The sequence below is a fragment of the Bacteroides sp. MSK.18.37 genome (assembly GCF_019129155.2).
Taxonomy (GTDB): domain Bacteria; phylum Bacteroidota; class Bacteroidia; order Bacteroidales; family Bacteroidaceae; genus Bacteroides; species Bacteroides ovatus.
Genome location: NZ_JAHOIB020000001.1, coordinates 1521192 through 1544078 on the forward strand (window position 1 = coordinate 1521192; position 22887 = coordinate 1544078).

Consider the following 22887-nt stretch of genomic DNA (forward strand, 5'->3'; position numbering starts at 1 on the left):
TTTTTTATACCTTTGTCCATCCATTATTCAATCAGCAACTTAATGAAAAGGATTATACTAATCACAGGAGGACAACGATCCGGTAAAAGTTCGTTTGCGGAAAAAAAAGCGCATGAACTTACTACGTCACCGGTTTACTTGGCCACTGCCAGGATATGGGACGAAGAATTCAGAAAAAGGGTGGAACGCCATCAAAAGAACCGCGGTCCTGAATGGACAAATATAGAAGAAGAAAAAGAATTGAGCCGTCACAATGTAGCGGGCAGAGTCGTAGTGATAGATTGTGTAACTCTTTGGTGCACTAACTTCTTTATGGAGTTTGATTCTAACGTTGCCTCCTCATTGGAAGCCGTCAAAAAAGAATTCGACAAATTTACCCAGCAGGATGCCACTTTCATATTTGTAACTAATGAGATTGGTTGGGGGGGAGTTTCCGAGAACAAACTGCAACGTAAATTCACAGACTTGCAAGGTTGGACCAATCAATACATCGCATCGCATGCCGACGATGTATATCTCATGGCAAGTGGTATTCCCGTAAAAATAAAATAAACATGAAAACGTTTCAGATTCAAAAGCCGGATGAAGCTATCAAAGAAGCTCTGATTGACAAAATCAATAATCTGACCAAGCCTAAAGGATCGCTTGGAAGACTGGAAGAAATTGCTTTGCAAATCGGACTGATCCAACAATCCCTTTCTCCACGATTAACTCATCCTCAAAATATAATCTTTGCCGCGGATCATGGCATCGTAGAAGAAAAAGTCAGCCCATCTCCTAAAGAAGTAACCTGGCAACAAATCAGCAACTTTCTTCATGGGGGAGCAGGGATCAATTTCCTGTGCCGACAGCACGGTTTCACTCTTAAAATTGTAGACGCAGGAGTCGATTATGATTTACCTTATGAAAAAGGTATCATTAACATGAAAGTCGGAAGAGGAACACGCAATTTCCTGTACGAAGCAGCCATGATGCCCGAAGAGATGGAACTTTGCCTGGAGCGTGGTGCTCAATGTGTGGATGCTTCTCACCAGGAAGGCTGCAATGTCATTAGTTTCGGTGAAATGGGAATCGGAAATACTTCGTCCTCTTCTCTATGGATGACTTGCTTCACCGGAATCCCATTAGATCAATGTGTAGGTGCAGGAAGCGGACTCAATCACCAGGGAATAAACCACAAATACGAAGTTCTGAAAAGATCTCTCGAACAATATCCGGGAGAGCATTCCGCAGAAGAAATCCTCTGCCGTTTCGGAGGTTACGAAATGGTAATGGCCGTAGGAGCAATGCTCAAAGCTGCCGAACTGGGAATGGTTATTCTAATTGATGGATTTATTATGACCAATTGTATTCTTGCCGCTTCACGCCTTTATCCGGAAGTGATGAGCTATGCCATATTCGGTCATCAGGGAGACGAGAGCGGACATAAGCTATTATTGGACTATCTCGGAGCACGTCCCCTACTCAATCTCGGACTAAGACTTGGAGAAGGAAGCGGTTCCGTTTGTGCCTATCCCATTGTAGATTCTGCTGTGAAAATGCTGAATGAGATGGATTCATTTGCTCATGCTTCCATCACTAAATATTTCTAAAATGAACCAGATACTTGCCGCCCTCATATTCTTTACACGATTGCCTTTCTGGAAAATAAAAGAAGTTCCGCAGGAGTGTTTCAAACACGTTGTCAATTATTGGAGTTTCAGTGGCTGGCTGACCGGGGGAATGATGGCATTGATTTTCTGGGGAGCCAGTACTATTTTACCTCACGGAGTAGCCGTGATCCTGGCACTGACTTCACGTTTACTTATCACAGGAGCATTGCATGAGGATGGATTGGCCGATTTCTTCGATGGATTCGGAGGTGGAACGAACAGGGAAAGCACGTTACGCATCATGAAAGATTCCCATATCGGAAGCTATGGAGTTTTGGGATTAATCATCTATTATTTATTTGCTTACAATCTACTGGTCGCACTTCCCTTAGCAGTTACTCCTTTCTTATTACTAAGCGGAGATACCTGGAGTAAATTCATTTCTTCCAATATCATCAATTACCTGCCCTATGCACGTAAAGAAGAAGATAGCAAATCCGGAACAGTATATACAAGAATGAATTTTGGGGAGATCGTAATGTCTGCGATGGGTGGAATACTGCCTCTCCTATTACTTCCTCCAAGCTACTGGCCCGTATGTATATTTCCCATTCTGGTATTCTTCTTTATCTGCCGGATGATGAAACGACGTCTGAACGGATATACCGGAGATTGTTGCGGTGCATTATTTCTCCTAAGCGAAATGAGTTTCTGGCTGGGAGCAGTGATGTCTATCTATATAAAATAAGTAAACCTATGAATATTTATCTAATCAGACATACCTCTGTCGACGTTCCTAAAGGTCTTTGTTACGGTCAGTCAGACGTTCCTTTACGTCCTACATTTGAGGCAGAAGCAGCTGTAACCAAAGCTAAAATCGAATCCATTCACTTTGATATGGCTTACACCAGTCCTCTATCCAGATGCACCCGTCTGGCACAGTATTGCGGATTCGGAGATGCCATCCGTGACCCAAGAATACTGGAACTTAACTTCGGAGATTGGGAAATGCAGTATTTTCATAAAATCAAAGACCCGAATCTCCAATGCTGGTACGACGACTACTTGAATGTAAAAGCAACCAATGGAGAATCGTTTGCCGATCAATATAAACGGGTAGCCGCGTTTTTAGACGAAGTCAGACAAAAGGAGGGTGAAAATACAGTAGTATTCGCTCATGGCGGCGTATTGATTTGCGCACAGATTTATGCAAAGTTGATTCACCCGGAAGAAGCATTTCAGGCAGTACCTGCCTACGGAGGAGTTTTTCTATATCAAGAGTGCCCGTAAACAAACAGGTGTAGATATCTCTAATAAGTTTGCGATGTCTTTACCCTCACACCCTGTTTAATAATTACTTACTGGAGAATTTTCGGTTGACGGCAGTTCCACTTTATTTCATTACTTGGGACAAAGTGTTTCGCACCGAGAAACGAAATGTTTCAAGTAATGAAACGAAGTGTTTCACACCGAGAAACAAAATGTTTCGCTACTTGAAACTAAGTGTTTACCTATATGAACAAGCCATTATCTGCATAGATTCTGCAAATAACTACATACTTTCGATGGATTTACTATATCCTTATAAACTTCAGGTTTAACCTATCAACCAAATCAAGACGAGACAGGGTGAGAGTGCGAGGATAAAAAGCATCTCCAAATTTTTTCTGAATCTTTAAGGTGCAGAAATTCTCTGAAGTAATCAGCAGACCGATAAACTTAATCCATTCTGCCTGCCTAAGGGGAGGATACATAAATAGGAATGATTTCGGAGAAAATGCAATAAAAAAAGAAAGAATATCTCCAAAGATACTTATCTTTGCCCCGCAATGTCAATCTTCGGACACCGAAAATTATTTATTCATTTAAAAGATACACGAATAAAGATGAAATCTCCTATTTCAATCCTCACATGGCTATGTCTTCTTTTCCTGGCTAGTTGTATATCCAACAAGAAGACTTCTCTCGAGGCTTTCAAACAGGATGTCTATACACCTGAATATGCTACCGGATTCAAGATTCTGGGTGCGGACAATGCCGCCAGCACACTTATTCAGGTATCCAATCCATGGCAGGGAGCCAAGGACGTAAAAATGTCTTATTTCATTTCACGCAACGGTGAACAGGCACCTGCCGGATTCAACGGGCCTACCATCCCTGCCGGAGCGAAACGTATCGTATGTATGGCTTCTTCCTACATCGCCATGTTCGACGCTCTAGGTCAAGTGGACAAAATTGTCGGAGTATCGGGCATCGACTATGTATCCAATCCATATATTCTTGCACACAAAGATTCTATCAAGGACATGGGTCCCGAAATGAATTATGAATTATTATTGGGACTGAAACCGGATGTTGTCCTGTTATACGGTATCGGAGATGCGCAAACTGCCGTAACAGACAAACTGAAAGAACTGTATATACCTTATATGTATGTAGGAGAATATTTGGAGGAATCACCGCTTGGTAAAGCCGAATGGCTGGTAGCTCTTGCCGAATTAACAGACAGCAGGGAAAAAGGCATCGAAATATTCCGTGAAATCCCTAAACGTTATCAAGTTTTGAAAGCGCTCACCGAATCGGTAGAACAACGTCCTACCGTTATGCTCAATACCCCGTGGAACGACAGTTGGGTGATGCCTTCCACACAAAGTTACATGGCACAATTGGTAACTGATGCAGGTGCGGATTACATCTACAAAGAAAACACTTCTAACAGTTCCACTCCCATCGGACTGGAAACAGCTTACAAACTGATACAAAAGGCCGACTACTGGATTAATGTAGGCATGGCTTCTACGTTGGATGAATTAAAGACGGTCAATCCTAAATTTGTAGACGCCAAAGCTGTACGCGAAAAAACTGTTTACAACAACAATTTACGAACAACACCGACAGGAAGTAATGACTACTGGGAATCTGCAGTGGTACGTCCCGACGTCGTATTGCGTGATCTGATTCATATCTTTCACCCCGAACTCGTATCCGATTCACTTTACTATTACAGACACCTGGAATGAAACAGCCTGATAAACGTACTCCCTTTTTATTCATTACACTGGGTATAGTTGCCATACTGTTATTACTGATAGACATGGCAACGGGAGATACATATATTCCTATCACCAAGGTATGGGCTGTACTCACCGGAGGCGAATGTGACGAAATGACACGGAATATTCTCCTTTCTATCCGTTTCATACGGGTAGTGGTAGCGGCTTTGATAGGAATAGCACTCTCCGTTAGCGGTTTACAGATGCAAACTGTATTCCAGAATCCGTTGGCAGATCCTTACCTGCTGGGAGTAAGTTCCGGTGCAGGACTGGGCGTAGCTCTGTTCATACTAGGTGCTCCATTACTTGGATGGGCGGAGTTTCCAATTCTTCAGTCGCTGGGTATCGTAGGTTCGGGCTGGATAGGAACTGCCATAATCTTATTGGGAGTAGCCATTATCAGCCGGAAAGTAAAAAACATTCTCGGTGTATTGATTATGGGAGTTATGATAGGCTACGTAGCAGGTGCTATCATTCAGATACTCCAATACCTAAGTTCTGCCGAACAACTGAAAATGTTCACACTCTGGTCAATGGGATCTCTTAGCCACATCACAGTCACCCAACTGGGAATTATGATACCGATGTTATGTATCGGTTTACTAATTTCCGTAGCCTGTATCAAATCGCTGAACCTGTTACTGCTCGGTGAAAATTATGCACGAACGATGGGAATGAACATTAAACGTTCACGCACGTTCATCTTCGTTTCTACCGCACTGCTGACAGGAACGGTCACCGCTTTCTGTGGTCCGGTAGGATTTATCGGCCTGGCAGTACCGCATGTCACACGACTGCTATTCAACAATGCCGACCACCGGATACTGGTCCCCGGCACCATGCTGACAGGGCTTATCAGCATGCTTCTCTGCGACATCATCGCCAAGAAGTTCCTACTTCCGGTTAACTGCATCACCGCCTTACTAGGTGTTCCGGTTATTTTATGGGTAATTGCTAAAAACTTGCGTAGATTCAAATGATAGAACTTAAAGAACTGACATTAGGATATGGACAGCGCACGCTGTTGGAAACGGTAAATGCCCGAATCACAGGCGGACAACTCGTTGCCCTGTTAGGACGTAACGGAACGGGAAAGAGCACCCTGCTCCGTGCTATGATGGGGCTGGAAAAGCCTCAATCAGGAGAGATTACTCTGCAAGGAAAAAACATAGCATCATTGAAACCGGAAAAATTAGCCCGGAATATAAGCTTTGTCACCACCGATAAAGTACGTATCGCTAATCTCCGCTGTAAAGATGTAGTAGCCTTAGGGCGTGCTCCCTATACCAACTGGATCGGCCAACTGCAACCGGAAGACCAAAAGCGGGTGGATGACGCTATGCAGCTAGTCGGTATGTCCGGTTATGCAGAAAAGACAATGGATAAAATGTCCGATGGCGAATGTCAGCGAATCATGATTGCCCGTGCTCTTGCACAGGATACTCCCGTCATCCTGCTTGATGAACCGACCGCCTTCCTGGACTTACCTAACCGCTACGAGCTCTGTTTGCTTTTAAAGAAACTGGCACAGGAAGAAAAAAAATGTGTCTTATTCTCCACTCATGACCTCGACATTGCCTTATCGCTTTGCGACTCCATCATGCTCATCGATAATCCGCAGATGTACACGCTGCCTACTCCGGAAATGGTGGCTAGCGGACATATAGAAAGACTTTTCCGAAATGAATCCGTCACGTTTGATGTGCAGGAGATGAGAGTACGCATCAAATAAACAAACAGATATCCGACAAGAATCAGACTGTGTATAAAATAAATAGGTAGCATTCATTTGGGTTCCTATATAAATTCGCTATCTTTGCCCCGAATTGGTTTCAGATAGCCATATCAACTATCTGAATTAAAAGGGAATCGGGTGTAAATCCCGGACAGTCCCGCTGCTGTGAAACTCCATTCAACTTCTTGATATTTACTTTTACCACTGACCAGGTATCGATAGTCAAGGTCGGGAAGGCATCAGGAAGGGAGTCAGTCAGAAGACCTGCCATTCATACCTTTATAGTTGTTTTTACTCGTGGGATAGGAAAACGGCAGACTGTAAAAAAAGAATCGAGTAGTCATGACATCGGAAATGATTGAAGGAGGATAAATTCTCTCTAGCTAAAATATCAAAAGGACGGCATTAGACCGTCATGCTCAATGTGTGCGTATCCCCGCAGAAGTGATTTCTCCGGGGGTACTTTTAACTAAAAAATATCATCATATAATAATCACAATGGAAGTTCTAAGAAATTTATTTGAAGGTTACCCCAATCTTTGGGGCGGCGGAGTGGCACACTCCGTACTGATTCTGTCACTAACCATAGCGTTTGGAATCATCCTTGCAAAAATCAAAGTGCGGGGAGTATCTCTGGGAGTTACCTGGATACTCTTTGTCGGAATCGTATTCGGCCATTTCAACATGAATCTGGACGAACACCTGCTCCACTTTCTAAAAGAATTCGGATTGATTCTGTTTGTTTACTCAATTGGTTTGCAGGTAGGGCCCGGCTTTTTTTCAGCATTCAAAAAGGGGGGCTTTACCCTGAATATGTTGGCCATGCTGGTAGTAGTATTAGGAGTAACCATCACTGTTATCCTGCACTTCACCACCGGAACTCCGATTACCACAATGGTAGGTATTTTGTCCGGAGCTGTCACCAATACTCCGGGGCTGGGAGCCGCACAACAGGCCAATAGTGATTTGAATGGAATAGATGCTCCCGAAATTGCTTTGGGATATGCTGTCAGTTATCCGCTGGGTGTAGTAGGTATCATCCTTTCACTGCTTGCTTTGAAATATCTCCTTCGCATCAATACTGCTCAAGAAGAAAAAGAAGCAGAAGTCGGTCTGGGACATCTCCAGGAACTTACCGTACGTCCTATCTCCATTGAAGTGAGAAACGAATCGGTAGACGGCATCAGGATTAAAGAACTCCGCCCGTTACTGAACCGTAAGTTTGTCATTTCCCGCATCAAACACCGCGAGGGTGGAGAAACCGAATTGGTCAATTCCGAAACAATTCTACATGTAGGGGATATCATATTAGTGATCTCTACCCCGATTGACGTGGAAGCAATCACTATATTCTTCGGAAAGGAAATCAAAATGGAATGGGAACAACTGAACAAAGAGCTCATTTCACGCCGTATCCTGATTACTAAACCGGAATTGAACGGGAAAACGCTCTCACAACTCAAAATCAGAAATAACTTCGGAGCAAACATCACCCGTATCAATCGTTCGGGAGTAGACTTGGTAGCTTCTCCACAATTACAGTTACAAATGGGAGACCGTGTCACCATTGTAGGTTCCGAACTGGCTGTTGCCCATGCAGAGAAAGTACTTGGCAACTCCATGAAACGCTTGAATCACCCGAACCTGATTCCTATCTTTATAGGTATCGCTTTAGGATGTATTCTGGGAAGTCTTCCTTTCGCATTTCCCGGAATCCCGCAACCTGTGAAACTAGGACTGGCAGGCGGTCCGCTCATCGTTTCTATCCTGATTAGCCGTTTCGGTCCGAAATACAAGCTGATTACTTATACCACCATGAGTGCCAACCTGATGCTTCGTGAAATCGGTATTTCCATCTTCCTCGCCTGCGTAGGTTTAGGAGCAGGCGAAGGCTTTGTAGACACAGTCATTCATGGCGGAGGATATATATGGGTAGGCTACGGAGTAATCATAACCATCCTGCCACTTCTGATTACGGGATTGATAGGACGGTATTATTGCAAGCTGAATTATTTCACGCTTATCGGAGTTCTGGCTGGTTCTACCACCAATCCGCCGGCATTGGCTTACTCCAATGACCTGACCTCCTGTGATGCACCTGCCGTTGGTTACGCTACGGTATATCCGCTCACCATGTTTCTGCGAGTATTGACGGCACAAATATTGATTCTGTCGTTGGGATAACATATTAATATATCCTTTTTCCATCCAATTGATTATTAACAAATGGGGAAAACAGAATCAGATGCCGGAATATTTGTTATTGGTCAGTGGGATATTTTTTTAGAATAAAACAAACTAATTAATAAAAACTTTCTAACTTTGTGCCGTTAAGGTTTCCTTAAACAACTTTTGCGTTGTTAAGGAATGAAAAGGGAATGCCGTGTAAACCGGCAACAGAACCTGCTGCTGTAAATCTCCGCTCCTTGTAATCAGAGAGCAAAATTGCAACACGAAAGTCACTGGATAGTTTATCTGGGAAGGCGTTGCAAAATGGGATGAGTCAGAAGACCTGCCTTGATGCTCTGATTTACACCTGCGGGATTTCGGGTAGTAGTCAAATAGAAAATAAGCAATTATCTTTTATTTGGTATAATAGCTATATGTCCGTTTGTGTAGATTGAATTCAGATCTGAACAAACGGATTTTTTTATACCTATAAAATAAAAGACATGCTTTCTATTCAAGTCCATTCATACAATAAGCATTATATCCATTTACGGTGGATATTATGTTTGATTCTATCTCTATTTACCACATTACCGGCCATTTCCCAGTCCAGGGTTCGGCATCAGACTTCTCTGTCTGATACACTTCTCAAACTCAAAGAAGTTACTATCTACAGCAACCGGATGCAAAAAAAGATGTCTCCTGTACAGATTCTGTCCGGCAAAGAACTTGAGAAGCTCAATGTTTACTCCGTTGCTGATGCTTTGCGCTACTTTTCCGGAGTACAGATAAAAGATTACGGAGGTATTGGAGGACTAAAAACCGTCAATATACGAAGTATGGGCAGTCATCATGTCGGAGTATTTTACGATGGTATTGAATTAGGAAATGCGCAAAATGGAGTCGTCGATCTAGGCCGTTTTTCATTAGATAATATGGAAGTCATTTCACTATATAATGGTCAAAAAAGTGCCATCTTCCAACCTGCCAAAGATTATAGTTCCGCAAGTGCCATATATATGCAGACACGAAAACCCCTATTCAAAGGGGAAAAGAAAAACAACCTGAACATCGGGGTGAAAGGCGGTTCATTCTCTACCATCAATCCGTCACTACTTTGGGAACATCGTTTCAACGAACGAATAAGCAGTTCCATCAGTACGGAGTATATGTATACATCAGGACGATATAAATTCACATACGCCAAGAAAGATGGTTACGACACAACAGCTGTTCGTCAAAATGGAGACGTAAGAATGTTACGTTTGGAGAATGCATTCTTCGGAAAAGTCCCCAAAGGAGAATGGAAAGCCAAAGCATACCTATACAATTCGGAACGGGGATACCCCGGAGCTGCGGTAAGAGAAGAACCGGGTAAGTTTCGCCATCAGGACCGGCAGTGGGATACCAATCTGTTTGTGCAAGGCTCTTTTCAAAACTATTTTAAGCCTTGGTACAGTCTGCTAGCCAACGGAAAATATGCTTATGACTATCTCCACTATTTATCCGATCCCAGACTGGATGTCACCACCATGTACGTAGACAATTACTACCGACAGCAAGAAATCTATGCTTCGGCCGCCCATTTATTCACCATCTATCCCTGGTGGAGTATGTCATTATCCAACGATTTCCAATGGAATACATTACGGGCCGATCTCATAGATTTTGTCTATCCAACCCGTAATACAATCCTGACTTCTGCTGCCACGTCCTTTGACTTCAACCGCCTCATGTTGCAGGCGAGCCTGTTATATACTCATGTCGACGACAATACACGTACCAAAGGAGCCAATGCAGGCACCAAAAACAAATACACTCCGTCTGTCATAGCCACCTGGCAACCATTGACCAAGCTCCCTCTGAATGTACGAGCCTTTTATAAGAAAGTCTTTCGCATGCCAACTCTCAATGATTTGTATTATACTTTTATAGGCAATAAGGACTTAAAACCAGAATATACCACCCAATACGATGTGGGTATCACTTTTTCTCACACCTGGAATAACCATTGGCTGAAAAGCCTGGACTTACAAATAGATGGTTACTATAATGAAGTAGATGATAAAATCATTGCCATGCCTACCTCCAACCAGTTCCGTTGGACTATGATTAATCTCGGACATGTGGAAATTCGGGGATTAGACGCAGCCATACGAGGAGAATGGGGCTTCGGAAAGGTGGAACTTAGCACTCTCTTCAATTACACCTATCAAAAGGCACAGGATTTTACCGATCCTACCAGTGAATGGTATGGAGGCCAGATTCCTTATATACCTTGGCATGGAGGTTCCATCATCCTCAATGGAAGTTACCAAACATGGTCCTGTAACTATAGTTTCATTTATACAGGTGAACGTTATGAAGCAGTCGCCAATATCCCGGAGAACTACGCACAGCCCTGGTATACCCACGATTTTTCCCTATCCAAAACTTTTCAATGGGGGAAAACGGGAATACGTGTAACGGCAGAAATTAATAATATCTTCAATCAGCAATATGAAGTAGTGCAATGCTATCCTATGCCCGGTACAAGTTTTAAAATCAAATTAAACGTCATGTTATGAGAATATCTGTTCTATCCATCATTATCTGTTTTGTTCTTCTATCGACTTCTTGTCGCGAAGATGAACGCATTATTCCGTCAACTCCCAACCAAGTTACCCCCGGAGTAAGCGGTACCTCTGTCAAAGGTTTCTTTCTACTCAATGAAGGAAATATGGGAAGCAACAAGGCTACCCTTGATTACTTTGATTACGAAACCGGTATCTATCATAAGAATATCTATGCGGAACGGAACCCGGGAGTCGTACAAGAATTGGGGGATGTGGGAAATGATATCCAAATCTATGGAAATAAGTTATATGCCATCATCAACTGTTCTCATTTCGTAGAAGTGATGAATGTAGAAACAGCAAAACACATCACGCAAATTTCCATACCTAATTGCCGTTATATCGTCTTTAAAGATAAATATGCATACGTCAGTTCGTATGCAGGCCCTGTCAAAATAGATCCCAACGCCAGACTGGGGTATGTAGCACGTGTTGACACTACCACACTGACTGTCAAAGATACCTGTGTGGTCGGCTACCAGCCGGAAGAAATGGTGATTGTGGGCAACAAACTCTATGTAGCCAACTCCGGCGGGTATCGCGTACCTAATTATGACCGCACGGTATCCGTCATCGACTTGAACACATTCAAAGTTATCAAAACCATTGATGTGGGAATCAATTTGCATAGAATGGAATTAGACCAATACGGAAATATTTATGTCTCATCCCGGGGAGATTATTATGACACTTACTCCGAAACATTTGTAATAGATTCCAATACCGATAAAGTAATCGAAGAATTACCGCTTCTTCCCAATACAGAAATGGCTATTTGCAGAGATTCACTGTATGTATACAGTACAGAATGGAGTTATTACACCAACAGTTGGACAGTCTCTTACGCTATCTATAATACAAAAACAAAGAAAACTGATACCCGCAATTTTATTACAGATGGTACGGAAAAATCTATCAAGATACCTTATGGAATAGCAATCAATCCGGAAACAGGTGAATTCTTCGTCACCGATGCCAAAGACTATGTGACTCCCGGCACATTATACTGTTTCTCCCGGGATGGAAAAAAGAAATGGTCAGTCATCACGGGGGACATTCCGGCACATATTGCCTTTACAGATAAGAAACTAAAAGAGATTCAATAATTCACAATTCTATTAATAATTAAAAACAAAAGCAATGAAGAAAATTCTATTTTTACTGCTCACTGTCGTTACAGTATGCAGTTGCTACAATGACGATGATCTCTGGGATAAAGTCAATGATCTCGACGGACGAGTAGAAACACTAGAAACAACAGTCAAGAAAATGAACTCTGAAATTACAACTTTACAGAGTTTGGTAGACGCATTAAATCAAGGGAAAATAATTACGAATACAGAACAGACCTCTGAAGGCTACACGCTGACCTTCAATGACGGAAGCAAAGTATCTATCAAAAATGGAACAAATGGTACAGATGCACCTGTGATTGGAGTGAAAGCTGATGAAAACGGAGTATATTACTGGACAGTCACCACTAATGGCACTACAGAATGGCTACCGGATGCCGAACACAAATTGAGAGTAACAGGTGTAACTCCTGTCATGGGAGTTGACAGTGAAGGCTATTGGACGGTTGATACAGGTGAAGGAGCTAAACGCATGAATGGAACAGATGGCAAACCGGTAAAAGCAACGGGAAAGGACGGGGATTCTTTCTTCAAGTCGGTAGTAGATGACACGGAGAATGATGTTGTTATCATTACTTTGGCAGATGAAAAAAACACTTCGTTCATGCTGCCAAAAACAACTAATTCGGTTATGAAAGTCACTGATATGGGAAGCGTTGAATATTTCACTTTTAACCAAACCAAATCATTTGAATTACAACTCACTAACGTGGCAGACTTCATCGTCCATGCACCGGAAGGATGGACAATAAAAATGAGCTATACCAAACTTTCCATTACCGCCCCTGCTTCCGTATCAGAAAATGAAGCTGTCATTAAAATCCAGTTATTTAATAAACAAGGACTAACAAAAATTCAGCGATTATTCGTTTATGCTTCTGCATATACTTTAAAAGGGTTATCTTTTGAAGACTCCGATTATAAAGGTACAGGCAATTATATAGGCAAAAGCGACTGGTCTTCATTAATTGACAATCCTCAATATGGCGGTCCGTTACTTTATGGACAATCAGGAATGGGCCCTTCAGACTATAATTGGTATGATGAAAACAATACATTACTCCAACATGAGTTCCCAACGAATTGGGGCACTACCTGTTATTGGGGAGGTGGACACGCTATATCCAACTATGTAGATATGGATTTGACTCATGGAGGTTTTCAATACCAGTTGGCGGTTTATTACAAAGATCCGGCAACAGGAAATGGAGGGCATAACGGCTCTAAGAATTTCTGTGTACATTATGGCTATACAGATAACTCCGGTTATGCTTCCGAAAACTTACCCTACATTTACTTTGGAGATGGAGTAGCTCGTGTAGTAGATCATATGTACGTGACAATGACAACTTATCTCGCCAATTGTGTAGCCAATGGCAACGGACTGACTGCACCTGCCGGGGAAGATGATTGGGTAAAACTGGTCGCTATCGGTTATGATGAAGACGGTAACGAAGTTAAAACTAAACCTGAATTTTATCTGGTAGGAAAAACTGGTAACATTCTGGAATGGAGCAAATGGGATTTATCAGCTCTGGGCAAGGTAGTAAAGATTGATTTCAATGTCACAGGGAGCAATGATAATGGTTATGGTTTTAGCCAACCGGCTTATTTCTGTTATGATGATGTAGCAGTGAGATTCTAATGAAACATATTATACTTTTTTTATTTGTTCTGTTAGCATTAATATCATGCGTGAAAGAAGAGGAGGACTCTCCTCTTCTTTCCGCTCCTGTCATTACCTTGAAAGAAGAATCCCCCATCTATAAAACAAAAATTGGTCGGGAGATAACCATCGCTCCCATTTATGAAAATACCGATTCGGAAACGACCTTTAACTGGACAATAGATGGAAAGAGTATCTGTACCACTTCCACCCTGACATTTTCAGCCGATGAAGCAGGCAGGTATTTCATTCTGATTTCTGCCACCAATGCCGGAGGGACAACAGAAAAAGAGATACGTATCGATGTCTTTCAACTTGATATACCGACTATCTCTATTGCGGATGCCAACAAAGGTTTCAAAGTGCTTCAAGGCTCTGAACTAACCATTACACCCATAGTAGATTCTTTTCTGGAAACCAGTTACTCCTGGCAAATAAACGGTGAAGATATTTCGAGCGAATTAACCTGTACTCTCCCCACAACCGAACTTGGCGAATATCAGGTTCGTTTTGCTACTCACAATGAAGATGGCGATGACGAAGTAACTTTCAAAGTAGAAGTTTGTTCACCGGATCAAGTAGATTTCAACTGGACATTCCTGCAAACGGAATATAACATGTCAGCCGGCAGAACTATCCGTATCAAACCGGTTGACGTGAATAATGCACTGGATGCAGTCTATACATGGACCGTGGACAATGAACAAGTGCAATCCGGAGAAAATGATACTTATCTGTTTACATCCGAGCAGCAGGGAGAACACACGGTAAAGGTCGAAATGAAGAACTCATATATACTCGCTACGCAAACATTAAAAGTCAATGTTTGCCCTCCCGCAGGAACATACCAGCGGAAGATTAGCGCCACAAGTTCTGCGTCAATGAACAAAGTATATGAATATTTACCGGCTCCCGGTCAATTCATCAATGAGAATCATAACACAACAACTATGGCAGAAGCCTGCACCTATGCAGAAGAACGAATCAATCAGACGGCTTATGTTTCCCTAGGCGGATTCGGTGGATACATCATCGTTGGATTCGATCATAGTATCGTGAATGATGGAGATTACAACATTGCTATTACAGGAAACGCTTTTGATGGTTCGTCAGAACCGGGAATTGTATGGGTAATGCAGGACGAAAATGGTGATGGGTTACCTAATGACACTTGGTATGAATTGCGCGGATCCGAATATGGGAAAGCCGAAACCTGGCAGGACTATGCCGTCACCTATCATAAACCAACTGGTATTCAGCTTCCCACCCCATGGACAGACAATCATGGTCAAAGTGGGTCTATTGATTATCTGGGTGCTTTTCACCGGCAAGATTATTATTATCCCACCTGGGTAAAGGAAAAACAATATACTTTGCGAGGTACTCGCCTGAAAGAGCGTAATTACGATCAATCCGGTAATGGTACTTATTGGGTAAATGATAGTTATGAATGGGGATATGCTGATAATTTCAGCGCCATTGATCGTCTGACAGATGATGACAACTATAATGCCGGACCGTCTGACAATCATTTCAAGATATCCCATGCTGTAACTTTCGACGGTAAGGATGCAAACCTGAAGTACGTTGATTTTATCAAAGTACAAGTGGGTGTTAATAGTAAAAGCGGTTGGTTGGGTGAAATATCCACTGAAGTTTTTGGAATAAAGGATTTCAACATGCTCAAATAATTGATAGAATATACATAAGAGATTCTTTTCGCTATTAAATATAGAGATAAAAATTACCAAATGGTAATTTTTATCTCCTCCCATAACCCTACCTTTGTCGCCATTTTCAACGACAAAGGTAGAAAGTTATGAAAGATAGTATTGATTTCGGCAGTATGAACATCTCCACGTTGTTCCGTAAGTTACTAATTCCTACGGTACTTGGGATGGTATTCTCGGCTCTGTTCGTTATTACGGACGGGATATTTGTAGGAAAAGGAATTGGCAGTGACGCGCTGGCGGCAGTAAATATCACTGCACCGCTTTTTATGATCGCAGCGGGTATCGGACTGATGTTCGGAGTGGGAGCTTCGGTGGTGGCTTCCATTCATTTATCTCAGGGAAAACGCAAAGTAGCAAGTATTAATATCACTCAGGCAATTGCTTTTTCCGCATTGCTCATACTTATCCTGTCTGCTCTGTGCCTTTATTTTATAGAGCCATTAGCCAGATTATTAGGTAGTTCGGACCGATTGTTGCCGTTAGCTGTAGAATATATGGCATGGTACATTCCTTTTCTCGTATTCTACGAAGTCTTAAATATAGGTATGTTCTGCATCCGTCTGGACGGTTCACCCACCTATGCCATGATGTGTAATGCGGTTGCAGCCATACTCAATATCATACTGGATTATATATTCATCTTCGAATTTGGTTGGGGAATAATGGGAGCAGCTTTTGCCACCAGTCTGGGGACTGTTGTGGGAGGGTTGATGACACTGATTTACTTACTCCGCTTCTCTCGTACCCTCCATCTATGCCGGATAAAGTTAAGTATCAAAAGTCTGTTACTGACTCTTCGCAACATCGGTTATATGATTAAACTGGGAAGTTCTGCTTTTATCAGTGAAGCCTCCATTGCCTGTATGATGTTTCTGGGGAACTACGTTTTCATCCGCCATCTCGGTGAAGACGGAGTGGCAGCATTCAGTATTGCCTGTTACTTCTTCCCTATCATCTTCATGGTCTATAATGCCATTGCACAATCCGCACAGCCGATTATCAGCTATAACTTCGGAGCCGGACAACCCGAGCGTGTACGAAAGACACTGCATCTCGCCATTCGGACCGCTTTAATCTGCGGTATCAGCTTTTTCATTCTTACCGTACTATGCTGCCAAGACATCGTTTTGTTATTCATTGACCGCAGCTACGCTGCATTTGATATAGCAGTAAACGGGCTTCCTTATTTCGGAGTAGGATTCATTTTCTTTGCCGTCAACATGATTGGCATTGGTTATTATCAGAGTGTCGAAAGAGGTCAGCGAGCAACAATTATCACTCTTCTCCGGGGAGTCGTATTTATGTTGATCGGATTCTTTGCGCTCCCTCCGGTATTGGGTATACCGGGTATCTGGCTAGCCGTACCATTGGCAGAGTTATTAACCACTTTCTATATTTTCGGAATTTATTTGAAAGATCGTTTCATTGTCTGCCGACGATAAGTATCTTTGCAATATGAGAACATTCATTGAAAAACTTTGCGATAGATACAAGGTATCAGAAACCGATGTACAGTCTCTACTGAACTGTATGGAAGAGGTACATTTCAAAAAGAGAGATTTAATAGTACGCGAGGGGACAAAGAACTGTAATCTTTATTTTATCAAGACAGGAATATGGCGAGCCTATTATCATAAAGACGGAGTGGATACTACCATCTGGTTTGCTTCAGATGGAGAAGCTGCTTTCTCCGTCTGGGGCTATGTAGATAATGCCTACTCATTAATAAATATTGAGGTCATGTGTGACAGTGTGGCCTATTGTATTTCCCGAACAGCTCTGAATCAGCTATTCGCCTCATCCATCGGACTCGCTAATTTGGGGCTCCGCCTCATGGATCATCAGTTTCTTCAACAGGAGAACTGGCTTATCAGCTCGGGAAGCCCACGGGCTAAAGAACGCTATCTCAACCTTATCAAAGAGACTCCTGAATTATTGCAATATGTACCTTTAAAACATATAGCGTCTTACTTGTGGATAACTCCGCAGTCGCTAAGTAGGATTCGGGCGAAGATAGCATCTTCTTCTCTTTAATAGACGCCTCTAAAAGAAGTGGTTCTGTCAACATGATTAGTTATAACAGAACCACTACTCGGCATTATTCCAATCACTTAATAGAGAAATAACAACTGTTTTATTTCAATTATAAATCTGAGTCCGGAGCCAAATATTTAAGTTTTCCCCACGATTTATTGGGTTCATTGCCTAACCATAGCTCAAGCTTTCCTCCTTTCGTAAAGTCTGCATGATTAAATTGTGCATAATTCCATTCCATACCGTTCAATTGCGCACGTTGGATATAACAATTTTCAGCAGAATTATTGTGGGTAGTTATAGTAAATGTACTTCCTTCATAATAATCCCCATTCAGTTTGATTGTGATCTTATCAAAAATAGGTGAAGTAATATCGTAGTATGGAGTATCAGATTCCGTACCTGTTACACTAAATAGTCCAAGTGCCATCAATGCACTGACCCCTCCCATTTGACCTTCATCTTCATCATGACCACCGTACCCTTTATCTGGAGTAATTCCTCCATACGCACGTTCTTTTACCTGACGTACCCAATATTGTGTCAACCAAGGTTTTCCACCATAAGCAAAGATGTGTGCATTAGAACATCCGGGCTGATTAGCATAACTTACGTATCCTCCACTGTAAGCATAAACAAAATCTAAATCTCTTGCCTGCTCAAATGCGAAATTTAATTTCTCGCAAAACTTATCTGCTCCTCCCATCATCTTTACCAGCTTAGGCAGTTCATGAGACAAAAACCATGTGGCCTGCCAGGAATTCGCTTCCACCCAACCGTTTCCACTCAATGCATCCTGATGCAGCCATTCACCATTTCTCTTTTTCGGAAATACCAAGCCCAGTTCCGCATTGAATAAAGGAGTCCATGCTCGTGAGCGTTTTTCAAACATACGTGCATCCGAGTGTTTTCCCAACCTTGCAGCCATCCGGCTTGCTCCCCAATCTTGAAATGCCCATTCCAGAGTTTTACTTGCATTGTCCGGACAATAACCATGACTGATATAAAACTTTAAATCATCAGCACTCTCATAGCTCATCATTCCGCCAGGCATATGATTACGTTTTATGACATCAAATGTATGCAAAGGATCAGCTTTTTTCATAATTCCTTTCATATATGTACTTACCAGCAAGCTGGTAGCCGGACAACCGCTCATAATAAATGAATATCCACCCGAACATGCCCCACGAGGCAACAGCTTACCATTATCAGCATACTGAACTAAACAAGCAGATAAATCATCCATGACTTCGGGCCATGCCAGACCCCATAATACGTTTAAATTCCAGTGTGTCAACCAAAGCCCGTCAAAGCCATACATATTAAACTTAGGTTTTCCATCCGCCGTAAGTGGAAGACGACGTACCTTCATAGGTTCAGACGTACGTTTATTGACGTATTTATTTCCGGCATAATCCGGATAATAGCCATTCACATCATTTATTTTATGTCGCCCTAGCAATACATGCCAAAGGTCAGTGTAGAATTTGATGCGTTGAGCATCCGTACCACCTTCAACAGCTATACGTCCTAAAGCCTCATTCCAGACAGAACGGGTTTCTTTACATACCTTGTCAAAATCCCAATGGTTCAGTTCCGCATCCATATTGGCTATTGCATTGTCTACGCTTGTATATGAGAATGCCATTTTAAAAAGCAACTCTTCAGCATTCAATTGTCCAAAGTTCAAAACCATACCGGCAGCATTCCCCGCAATAGCCTCAACATCGGGCAAGACACCTTTCTCATTCCATCCGTCAATGCTTTTTATGGGACGGTTACAATCTAGTACAAAGCTTATTTTTATGCTGTCAGGACCACCCCAAAAGCGTTCTGTCGTGAAAAATTCTCCTACAACACGTGTATTGCTGACACGCAGTAAGGTAGCTTTATCCATAGAGCAATTCCCTAAAACACTACCTACATCCACCAATAATTTGGCATTTACATTTTCGGTATAATTCAAACGGTAGAATGTAGCCCGCTCTGTTGCCGTATACTCCACCCAAGTCTTATACCGGTCCAAATACAGACGATGATAGCCTGGCTGAATTATTTCACTTTCATGTTTAAAAGGTGATTTCCATCCTGCCATACCTTCAGTAGGATTTATTTCCCCTACAACCGGCATAATGTTCGGACCGGAAATCATCCATTCATTTATTTGAGAGAATCCTAAGATATCCGGAAAATTATAATTATATCCGCCACCTCCCTGATTTTTATTGCGGGTGAAAGCATGAGCAGCCACCATACCAAAGGGACGTCCGCCCGGAGTACAGAAAAACCACCGTCCCCGGGTAGTTTCAATATAAGGGTCAACCCACTCTACATAGTCAGTTTGATTACCATGTGCGGCAAAAACTTCGATTTCAGACAACCCCAAATTCTTTCCATTCCCATCTGTTGCCTCAAAACGAATCCATTTCACCTTTTTCTTAGGGAAAGAGATACTTTTCGGGCTTCCATCATTGGGAATAGCTGTTACACTAAGCTGAGATCCATCACTGAAATGAAGAGTTCCACCGGCAAGGTGTTCAGCAAGAGATACCCGGTCATACAGCACCACTCGATCCACACACACTTCTTCATCCCATTCCAACTGTGCCCACGGGGTATACATGACTCCCCACGATGTAACACTTCCCTTGCAAGCCCACTCGCCCTTATCATCATACATTATTTTACCGTCAACCAGGTTGTCGGCAGCATAATTCTCATTCAACACATTAGATACCGTGACATGCGCCCGTGGGGCTATATTATCTTGTGCTGCCTGAAGTACAAGAATATTGCTGCACCATATAGCAGCTACTAGCAATCCTTTTATTATGTTTTGATTCATCATTATATTTTTATTTATTATATGTCTGCTCTCCACATTTCCGTTCTCCTACCGCAAAAGCACAATAGGTGAGATACAACACACAAAGTAAAATGACAATAACTCCAGCCGTAATTCCGGCGTTATCTATTGCAAACCCAATAACAGGAGTTACCACTCCCCCTCCGGCTACAGCCGTCAGCATTAACCCGGAAATCTGATTCATTTTTGTGGGACACTCTTGAAATGCCATCGAGTAAATAATAGAAAATACAGACGAAGCAAAAAAGCCAATTCCGCCAATACATAATAGACTAACAGCGGGATTCTGAACACTAATCAATAATACAAGCATCATGATACATGCCAGAATATTGACTTTGAAATAGCGGGCACCTGCAATGCGGGTCAGCAAGAAAGCACCGAGAAGAGCACCAACCGTTCTACTAAAGAAATATACTTGTGGAGCAAACTTCACTTGTTCCGCAGTCCAATCATACCGGATGCTCATTAATTTTGAACTGACATAATTTGTAGCGACATCCACACCTACAATAAAGAATATTCCCAAAAAAAGAATGAGTATGGTTCTATTTTTCAGCAGGTTGAAAGAATCAGAAACAGATACTTTACTCTCTTCCACCTGCTCTCTCCGAATGGGAGTAAACGTCAACCATAAAGCAAAGAATAATGTAATAGCGCCTAAAATGGGGAAACAATAATACCATTTATCATCACCAAAATGCAGGGTAGCAAATAATACAATTTCAGGACCTACCAACGAAGAGACAGCCTTGATAACCTGTCCGGCCGTCAGACTGCTAGTCAATAGCCGAGGGCTGGAAATAACATTATTCAATAACGGATTTAAAGAGATCTGTAATATGGCGTTCCCTATACCTAGCAAAACATACGCAATAACACATGTTACACTACTGTAGACCAACAATGGCAAAAACATCCCAACAACTGTTACCGCCATACTGGCGAGTACTGTATTTTTCCGTCCGTATTTACTCATTCTGTTACCAACAGGAATCCCTAAAAATAGAAACCAGATAAATACCATTGAAGGAACAAAACCTGTCATAGTTGGAGACCAATTAAAGCTCTTCTGCATATAGTCGGATGAAATACCGACTATATCACAGAATCCCATAACAAAAAAAGCGGCAAGCACGGGAATGGCTTTCAAATAAGAGTTATTCTTTACCATAACTATCACTTTAATATATGATCTACGGGTACCCAGAAGAAACGAGGCTGGTACAATGATGCCTTCTCAAATACCTTCTTCAAATCATAGGTATTAACGTTATAACACATCAATATTTTATCATTTTTCATGTATTGAGGATGTACCATTGTATTATAAGTCATCATACTGTCTTTTTCAAAATTAGGTTCATCGACCGTATAGAGCAATTTCTCATGACTAAATGCACCTTCAGGGCTGTCGGCAATATAGGAATAAATTTCTTTGGCATTTCCCGAACGATTTTGGGAAACCAACACAATTTTTTCATTTAGACTAAATACATTGAATTGCTCAGAGATATTTTTCTGAAATCCTTCAAGTTTCGCTGTTTTAGTAGCATCCGCCTGCCAGCTAGCCCCATCCCAATACACAAAGTTCGCCAGCTTATTATCAACCAATTCAGCCTTCGCCACATGAACAACTGCCTTTGCTCCTGTCGAGTCCGACTTTGTTCCGTAAATGTAGATTGCATTTTGATAAGGCATCACTGCATGTCCATAGTGTACACCATTCTGATTGGCAGCAGGGATATTCATCTTATCAATGATCTTCATGGTTTTCACATCCAGACGAAAATAGTCACAACACATATATTCAAAACCAAAAGATCCCTCACCCACTTTCCTGAACTTGGACATGAACAAATGAAGAATACCATCTTTCACAAATCCATCTCCAGGCCAATACCAACGGGGTGAATCCCCATCCTGCTCTGCCAGTATATATGCAGAAGGATTCTTCAAATCACCACTATACAAGGTCTCCAGTTCTCCTTTCTCATTGATAATCGTAAAAGTGTTACCCATCACAAATTTAGAGTCTTTACTCCTTTTATCATCGACAACATCTCCAAAAAACGAGTCACCCCACATAAAAAGATTCCGTCCATCCTTCAAGTCTATTGATATAGCACCGTCACCTCCTGTCACTCCACTGCCAAGTCCAGGCATCAACCGTGTACACCACATTGAATCCAGTTCGACTTCCATCTGTGTTACAGATGACTTATTGTTGTTTTGGCAAGATACAAATAATGTACAGGCCAACAAATAGATAAACTTATTCATAATTC

Annotated in this window: 17 protein-coding genes and 2 riboswitches; of the genes, 14 read left to right on the forward strand and 3 right to left on the reverse strand. The window is 42.0% G+C overall.

All coding sequences use genetic code 11. The features are described 5' to 3' along the window. The first annotated feature begins 42 nt into the window (after positions 1–42). The 14 genes from cobU (at position 43) to KSX81_RS06435 (ending at position 17730) form a co-directional block, all read left to right on the forward strand. Positions 43–552 (forward strand): bifunctional adenosylcobinamide kinase/adenosylcobinamide-phosphate guanylyltransferase, encoded by a 510-nt coding sequence (gene cobU / locus KSX81_RS06370; RefSeq protein WP_008024847.1) that lies wholly within the window; start codon positions 43–45, stop codon positions 550–552. A 2-nt stretch (positions 553–554) separates the two neighbouring features. After that, positions 555–1592, forward strand: coding sequence for a nicotinate-nucleotide--dimethylbenzimidazole phosphoribosyltransferase (cobT, locus tag KSX81_RS06375; protein ID WP_217725547.1), 1038 nt, complete (start codon positions 555–557; stop codon positions 1590–1592). A 1-nt stretch (position 1593) separates the two neighbouring features. Next, positions 1594–2340, forward strand: coding sequence for an adenosylcobinamide-GDP ribazoletransferase (locus tag KSX81_RS06380; RefSeq protein WP_032843997.1), 747 nt, complete (start codon positions 1594–1596; stop codon positions 2338–2340). A gap of 8 nt (positions 2341–2348) precedes the next feature. Further along, the gene (cobC, locus tag KSX81_RS06385; protein WP_004299418.1) at positions 2349–2882 is read left to right on the forward strand and encodes an alpha-ribazole phosphatase; all 534 of its coding nucleotides are present in this window, start codon (positions 2349–2351) and stop codon (positions 2880–2882) included. A gap of 596 nt (positions 2883–3478) precedes the next feature. After that, positions 3479–4612, forward strand: coding sequence for an ABC transporter substrate-binding protein (locus KSX81_RS06390; RefSeq protein ID WP_217725548.1), 1134 nt, complete (start codon positions 3479–3481; stop codon positions 4610–4612). Beyond that, entirely contained in the window at positions 4609–5625 is a 1017-nt protein-coding gene (locus KSX81_RS06395; protein WP_008998867.1) for a FecCD family ABC transporter permease, read from the forward strand. Before KSX81_RS06390 ends, KSX81_RS06395 begins: the two co-directional genes overlap by 4 nt. Beyond that, entirely contained in the window at positions 5622–6377 is a 756-nt protein-coding gene (locus tag KSX81_RS06400) for an ABC transporter ATP-binding protein (RefSeq protein WP_004299412.1), read from the forward strand. Before KSX81_RS06395 ends, KSX81_RS06400 begins: the two co-directional genes overlap by 4 nt. A 78-nt stretch (positions 6378–6455) precedes the next feature. Beyond that, positions 6456–6667, forward strand: a riboswitch (cobalamin riboswitch). Between the two features lie 211 nt (positions 6668–6878). Further along, the gene (locus KSX81_RS06405) at positions 6879–8564 is read left to right on the forward strand and encodes a putative transporter (RefSeq protein WP_120080610.1); all 1686 of its coding nucleotides are present in this window, start codon (positions 6879–6881) and stop codon (positions 8562–8564) included. A gap of 132 nt (positions 8565–8696) precedes the next feature. After that, positions 8697–8915: riboswitch (cobalamin riboswitch) on the forward strand. Positions 8916–9052: 137 nt separating this feature from the next. Then, the gene (locus KSX81_RS06410) at positions 9053–11116 is read left to right on the forward strand and encodes a TonB-dependent receptor (RefSeq protein WP_217725549.1); all 2064 of its coding nucleotides are present in this window, start codon (positions 9053–9055) and stop codon (positions 11114–11116) included. After that, a complete protein-coding gene (locus KSX81_RS06415) occupies positions 11113–12270 on the forward strand; it encodes a DUF5074 domain-containing protein (RefSeq protein WP_004312388.1) in 1158 nt (385 codons plus the stop codon). The genes KSX81_RS06410 and KSX81_RS06415 overlap by 4 nt, the downstream gene beginning before the upstream one ends. A 34-nt stretch (positions 12271–12304) precedes the next feature. Then, complete coding sequence (locus KSX81_RS06420; RefSeq protein WP_115484967.1) at positions 12305–13942, forward strand: PL29 family lyase N-terminal domain-containing protein; 1638 nt, start codon at positions 12305–12307, stop codon at positions 13940–13942. After that, positions 13942–15654 carry a PKD-like domain-containing protein gene (locus tag KSX81_RS06425; protein ID WP_115484966.1) on the forward strand — a complete coding sequence of 571 codons (1713 nt, stop codon included), beginning with the start codon at positions 13942–13944 and terminating at the stop codon, positions 15652–15654. Before KSX81_RS06420 ends, KSX81_RS06425 begins: the two co-directional genes overlap by 1 nt. Positions 15655–15782: 128 nt before the next feature. Next, positions 15783–17138 (forward strand): MATE family efflux transporter, encoded by a 1356-nt coding sequence (locus KSX81_RS06430; protein WP_115484965.1) that lies wholly within the window; start codon positions 15783–15785, stop codon positions 17136–17138. A gap of 13 nt (positions 17139–17151) precedes the next feature. Beyond that, complete coding sequence (locus tag KSX81_RS06435; RefSeq protein WP_008998873.1) at positions 17152–17730, forward strand: Crp/Fnr family transcriptional regulator; 579 nt, start codon at positions 17152–17154, stop codon at positions 17728–17730. Positions 17731–17839: 109 nt separating this feature from the next. Here the strand turns inward: KSX81_RS06435 and KSX81_RS06440 are convergent, their stop codons facing one another. The 3 genes from KSX81_RS06440 to KSX81_RS06450 are packed head-to-tail and all read right to left on the reverse strand — an operon-like array spanning position 17840 to position 22882. Next, positions 17840–20578: a GH92 family glycosyl hydrolase gene (locus tag KSX81_RS06440; protein WP_217725555.1), complete on the reverse strand. Its 2739-nt coding sequence runs from the start codon at positions 20576–20578 to the stop codon at positions 17840–17842. Positions 20579–20588: 10 nt separating this feature from the next. Further along, entirely contained in the window at positions 20589–21773 is a 1185-nt protein-coding gene (locus KSX81_RS06445; RefSeq protein WP_004312382.1) for an MFS transporter, read from the reverse strand. 5 nt (positions 21774–21778) lie between these two features. Next, a complete protein-coding gene (locus KSX81_RS06450) occupies positions 21779–22882 on the reverse strand; it encodes a DUF4185 domain-containing protein (protein WP_115484971.1) in 1104 nt (367 codons plus the stop codon). Between the last annotated feature and the right edge of the window lie 5 nt (positions 22883–22887).

Bases quoted from the DNA above. Each gene is read 5' to 3' on its own strand.
- cobU (WP_008024847.1), top strand. From the start codon at position 43: ATGAAAAGGATTATACTAATCACAGGAGGACAACGATCCGGTAAAAGT.
- cobT (WP_217725547.1), top strand. From the start codon at position 555: ATGAAAACGTTTCAGATTCAAAAGCCGGATGAAGCTATCAAAGAAGCT.
- KSX81_RS06380 (WP_032843997.1), top strand. From the start codon at position 1,594: ATGAACCAGATACTTGCCGCCCTCATATTCTTTACACGATTGCCTTTC.
- cobC (WP_004299418.1), top strand. From the start codon at position 2,349: ATGAATATTTATCTAATCAGACATACCTCTGTCGACGTTCCTAAAGGT.
- KSX81_RS06390 (WP_217725548.1), top strand. From the start codon at position 3,479: ATGAAATCTCCTATTTCAATCCTCACATGGCTATGTCTTCTTTTCCTG.
- KSX81_RS06395 (WP_008998867.1), top strand. From the start codon at position 4,609: ATGAAACAGCCTGATAAACGTACTCCCTTTTTATTCATTACACTGGGT.
- KSX81_RS06400 (WP_004299412.1), top strand. From the start codon at position 5,622: ATGATAGAACTTAAAGAACTGACATTAGGATATGGACAGCGCACGCTG.
- KSX81_RS06405 (WP_120080610.1), top strand. From the start codon at position 6,879: ATGGAAGTTCTAAGAAATTTATTTGAAGGTTACCCCAATCTTTGGGGC.
- KSX81_RS06410 (WP_217725549.1), top strand. From the start codon at position 9,053: ATGCTTTCTATTCAAGTCCATTCATACAATAAGCATTATATCCATTTA.
- KSX81_RS06415 (WP_004312388.1), top strand. From the start codon at position 11,113: ATGAGAATATCTGTTCTATCCATCATTATCTGTTTTGTTCTTCTATCG.
- KSX81_RS06420 (WP_115484967.1), top strand. From the start codon at position 12,305: ATGAAGAAAATTCTATTTTTACTGCTCACTGTCGTTACAGTATGCAGT.
- KSX81_RS06425 (WP_115484966.1), top strand. From the start codon at position 13,942: ATGAAACATATTATACTTTTTTTATTTGTTCTGTTAGCATTAATATCA.
- KSX81_RS06430 (WP_115484965.1), top strand. From the start codon at position 15,783: ATGAAAGATAGTATTGATTTCGGCAGTATGAACATCTCCACGTTGTTC.
- KSX81_RS06435 (WP_008998873.1), top strand. From the start codon at position 17,152: ATGAGAACATTCATTGAAAAACTTTGCGATAGATACAAGGTATCAGAA.
- KSX81_RS06440 (WP_217725555.1), bottom strand. From the start codon at position 20,578: ATGAATCAAAACATAATAAAAGGATTGCTAGTAGCTGCTATATGGTGC.
- KSX81_RS06445 (WP_004312382.1), bottom strand. From the start codon at position 21,773: ATGGTAAAGAATAACTCTTATTTGAAAGCCATTCCCGTGCTTGCCGCT.
- KSX81_RS06450 (WP_115484971.1), bottom strand. From the start codon at position 22,882: ATGAATAAGTTTATCTATTTGTTGGCCTGTACATTATTTGTATCTTGC.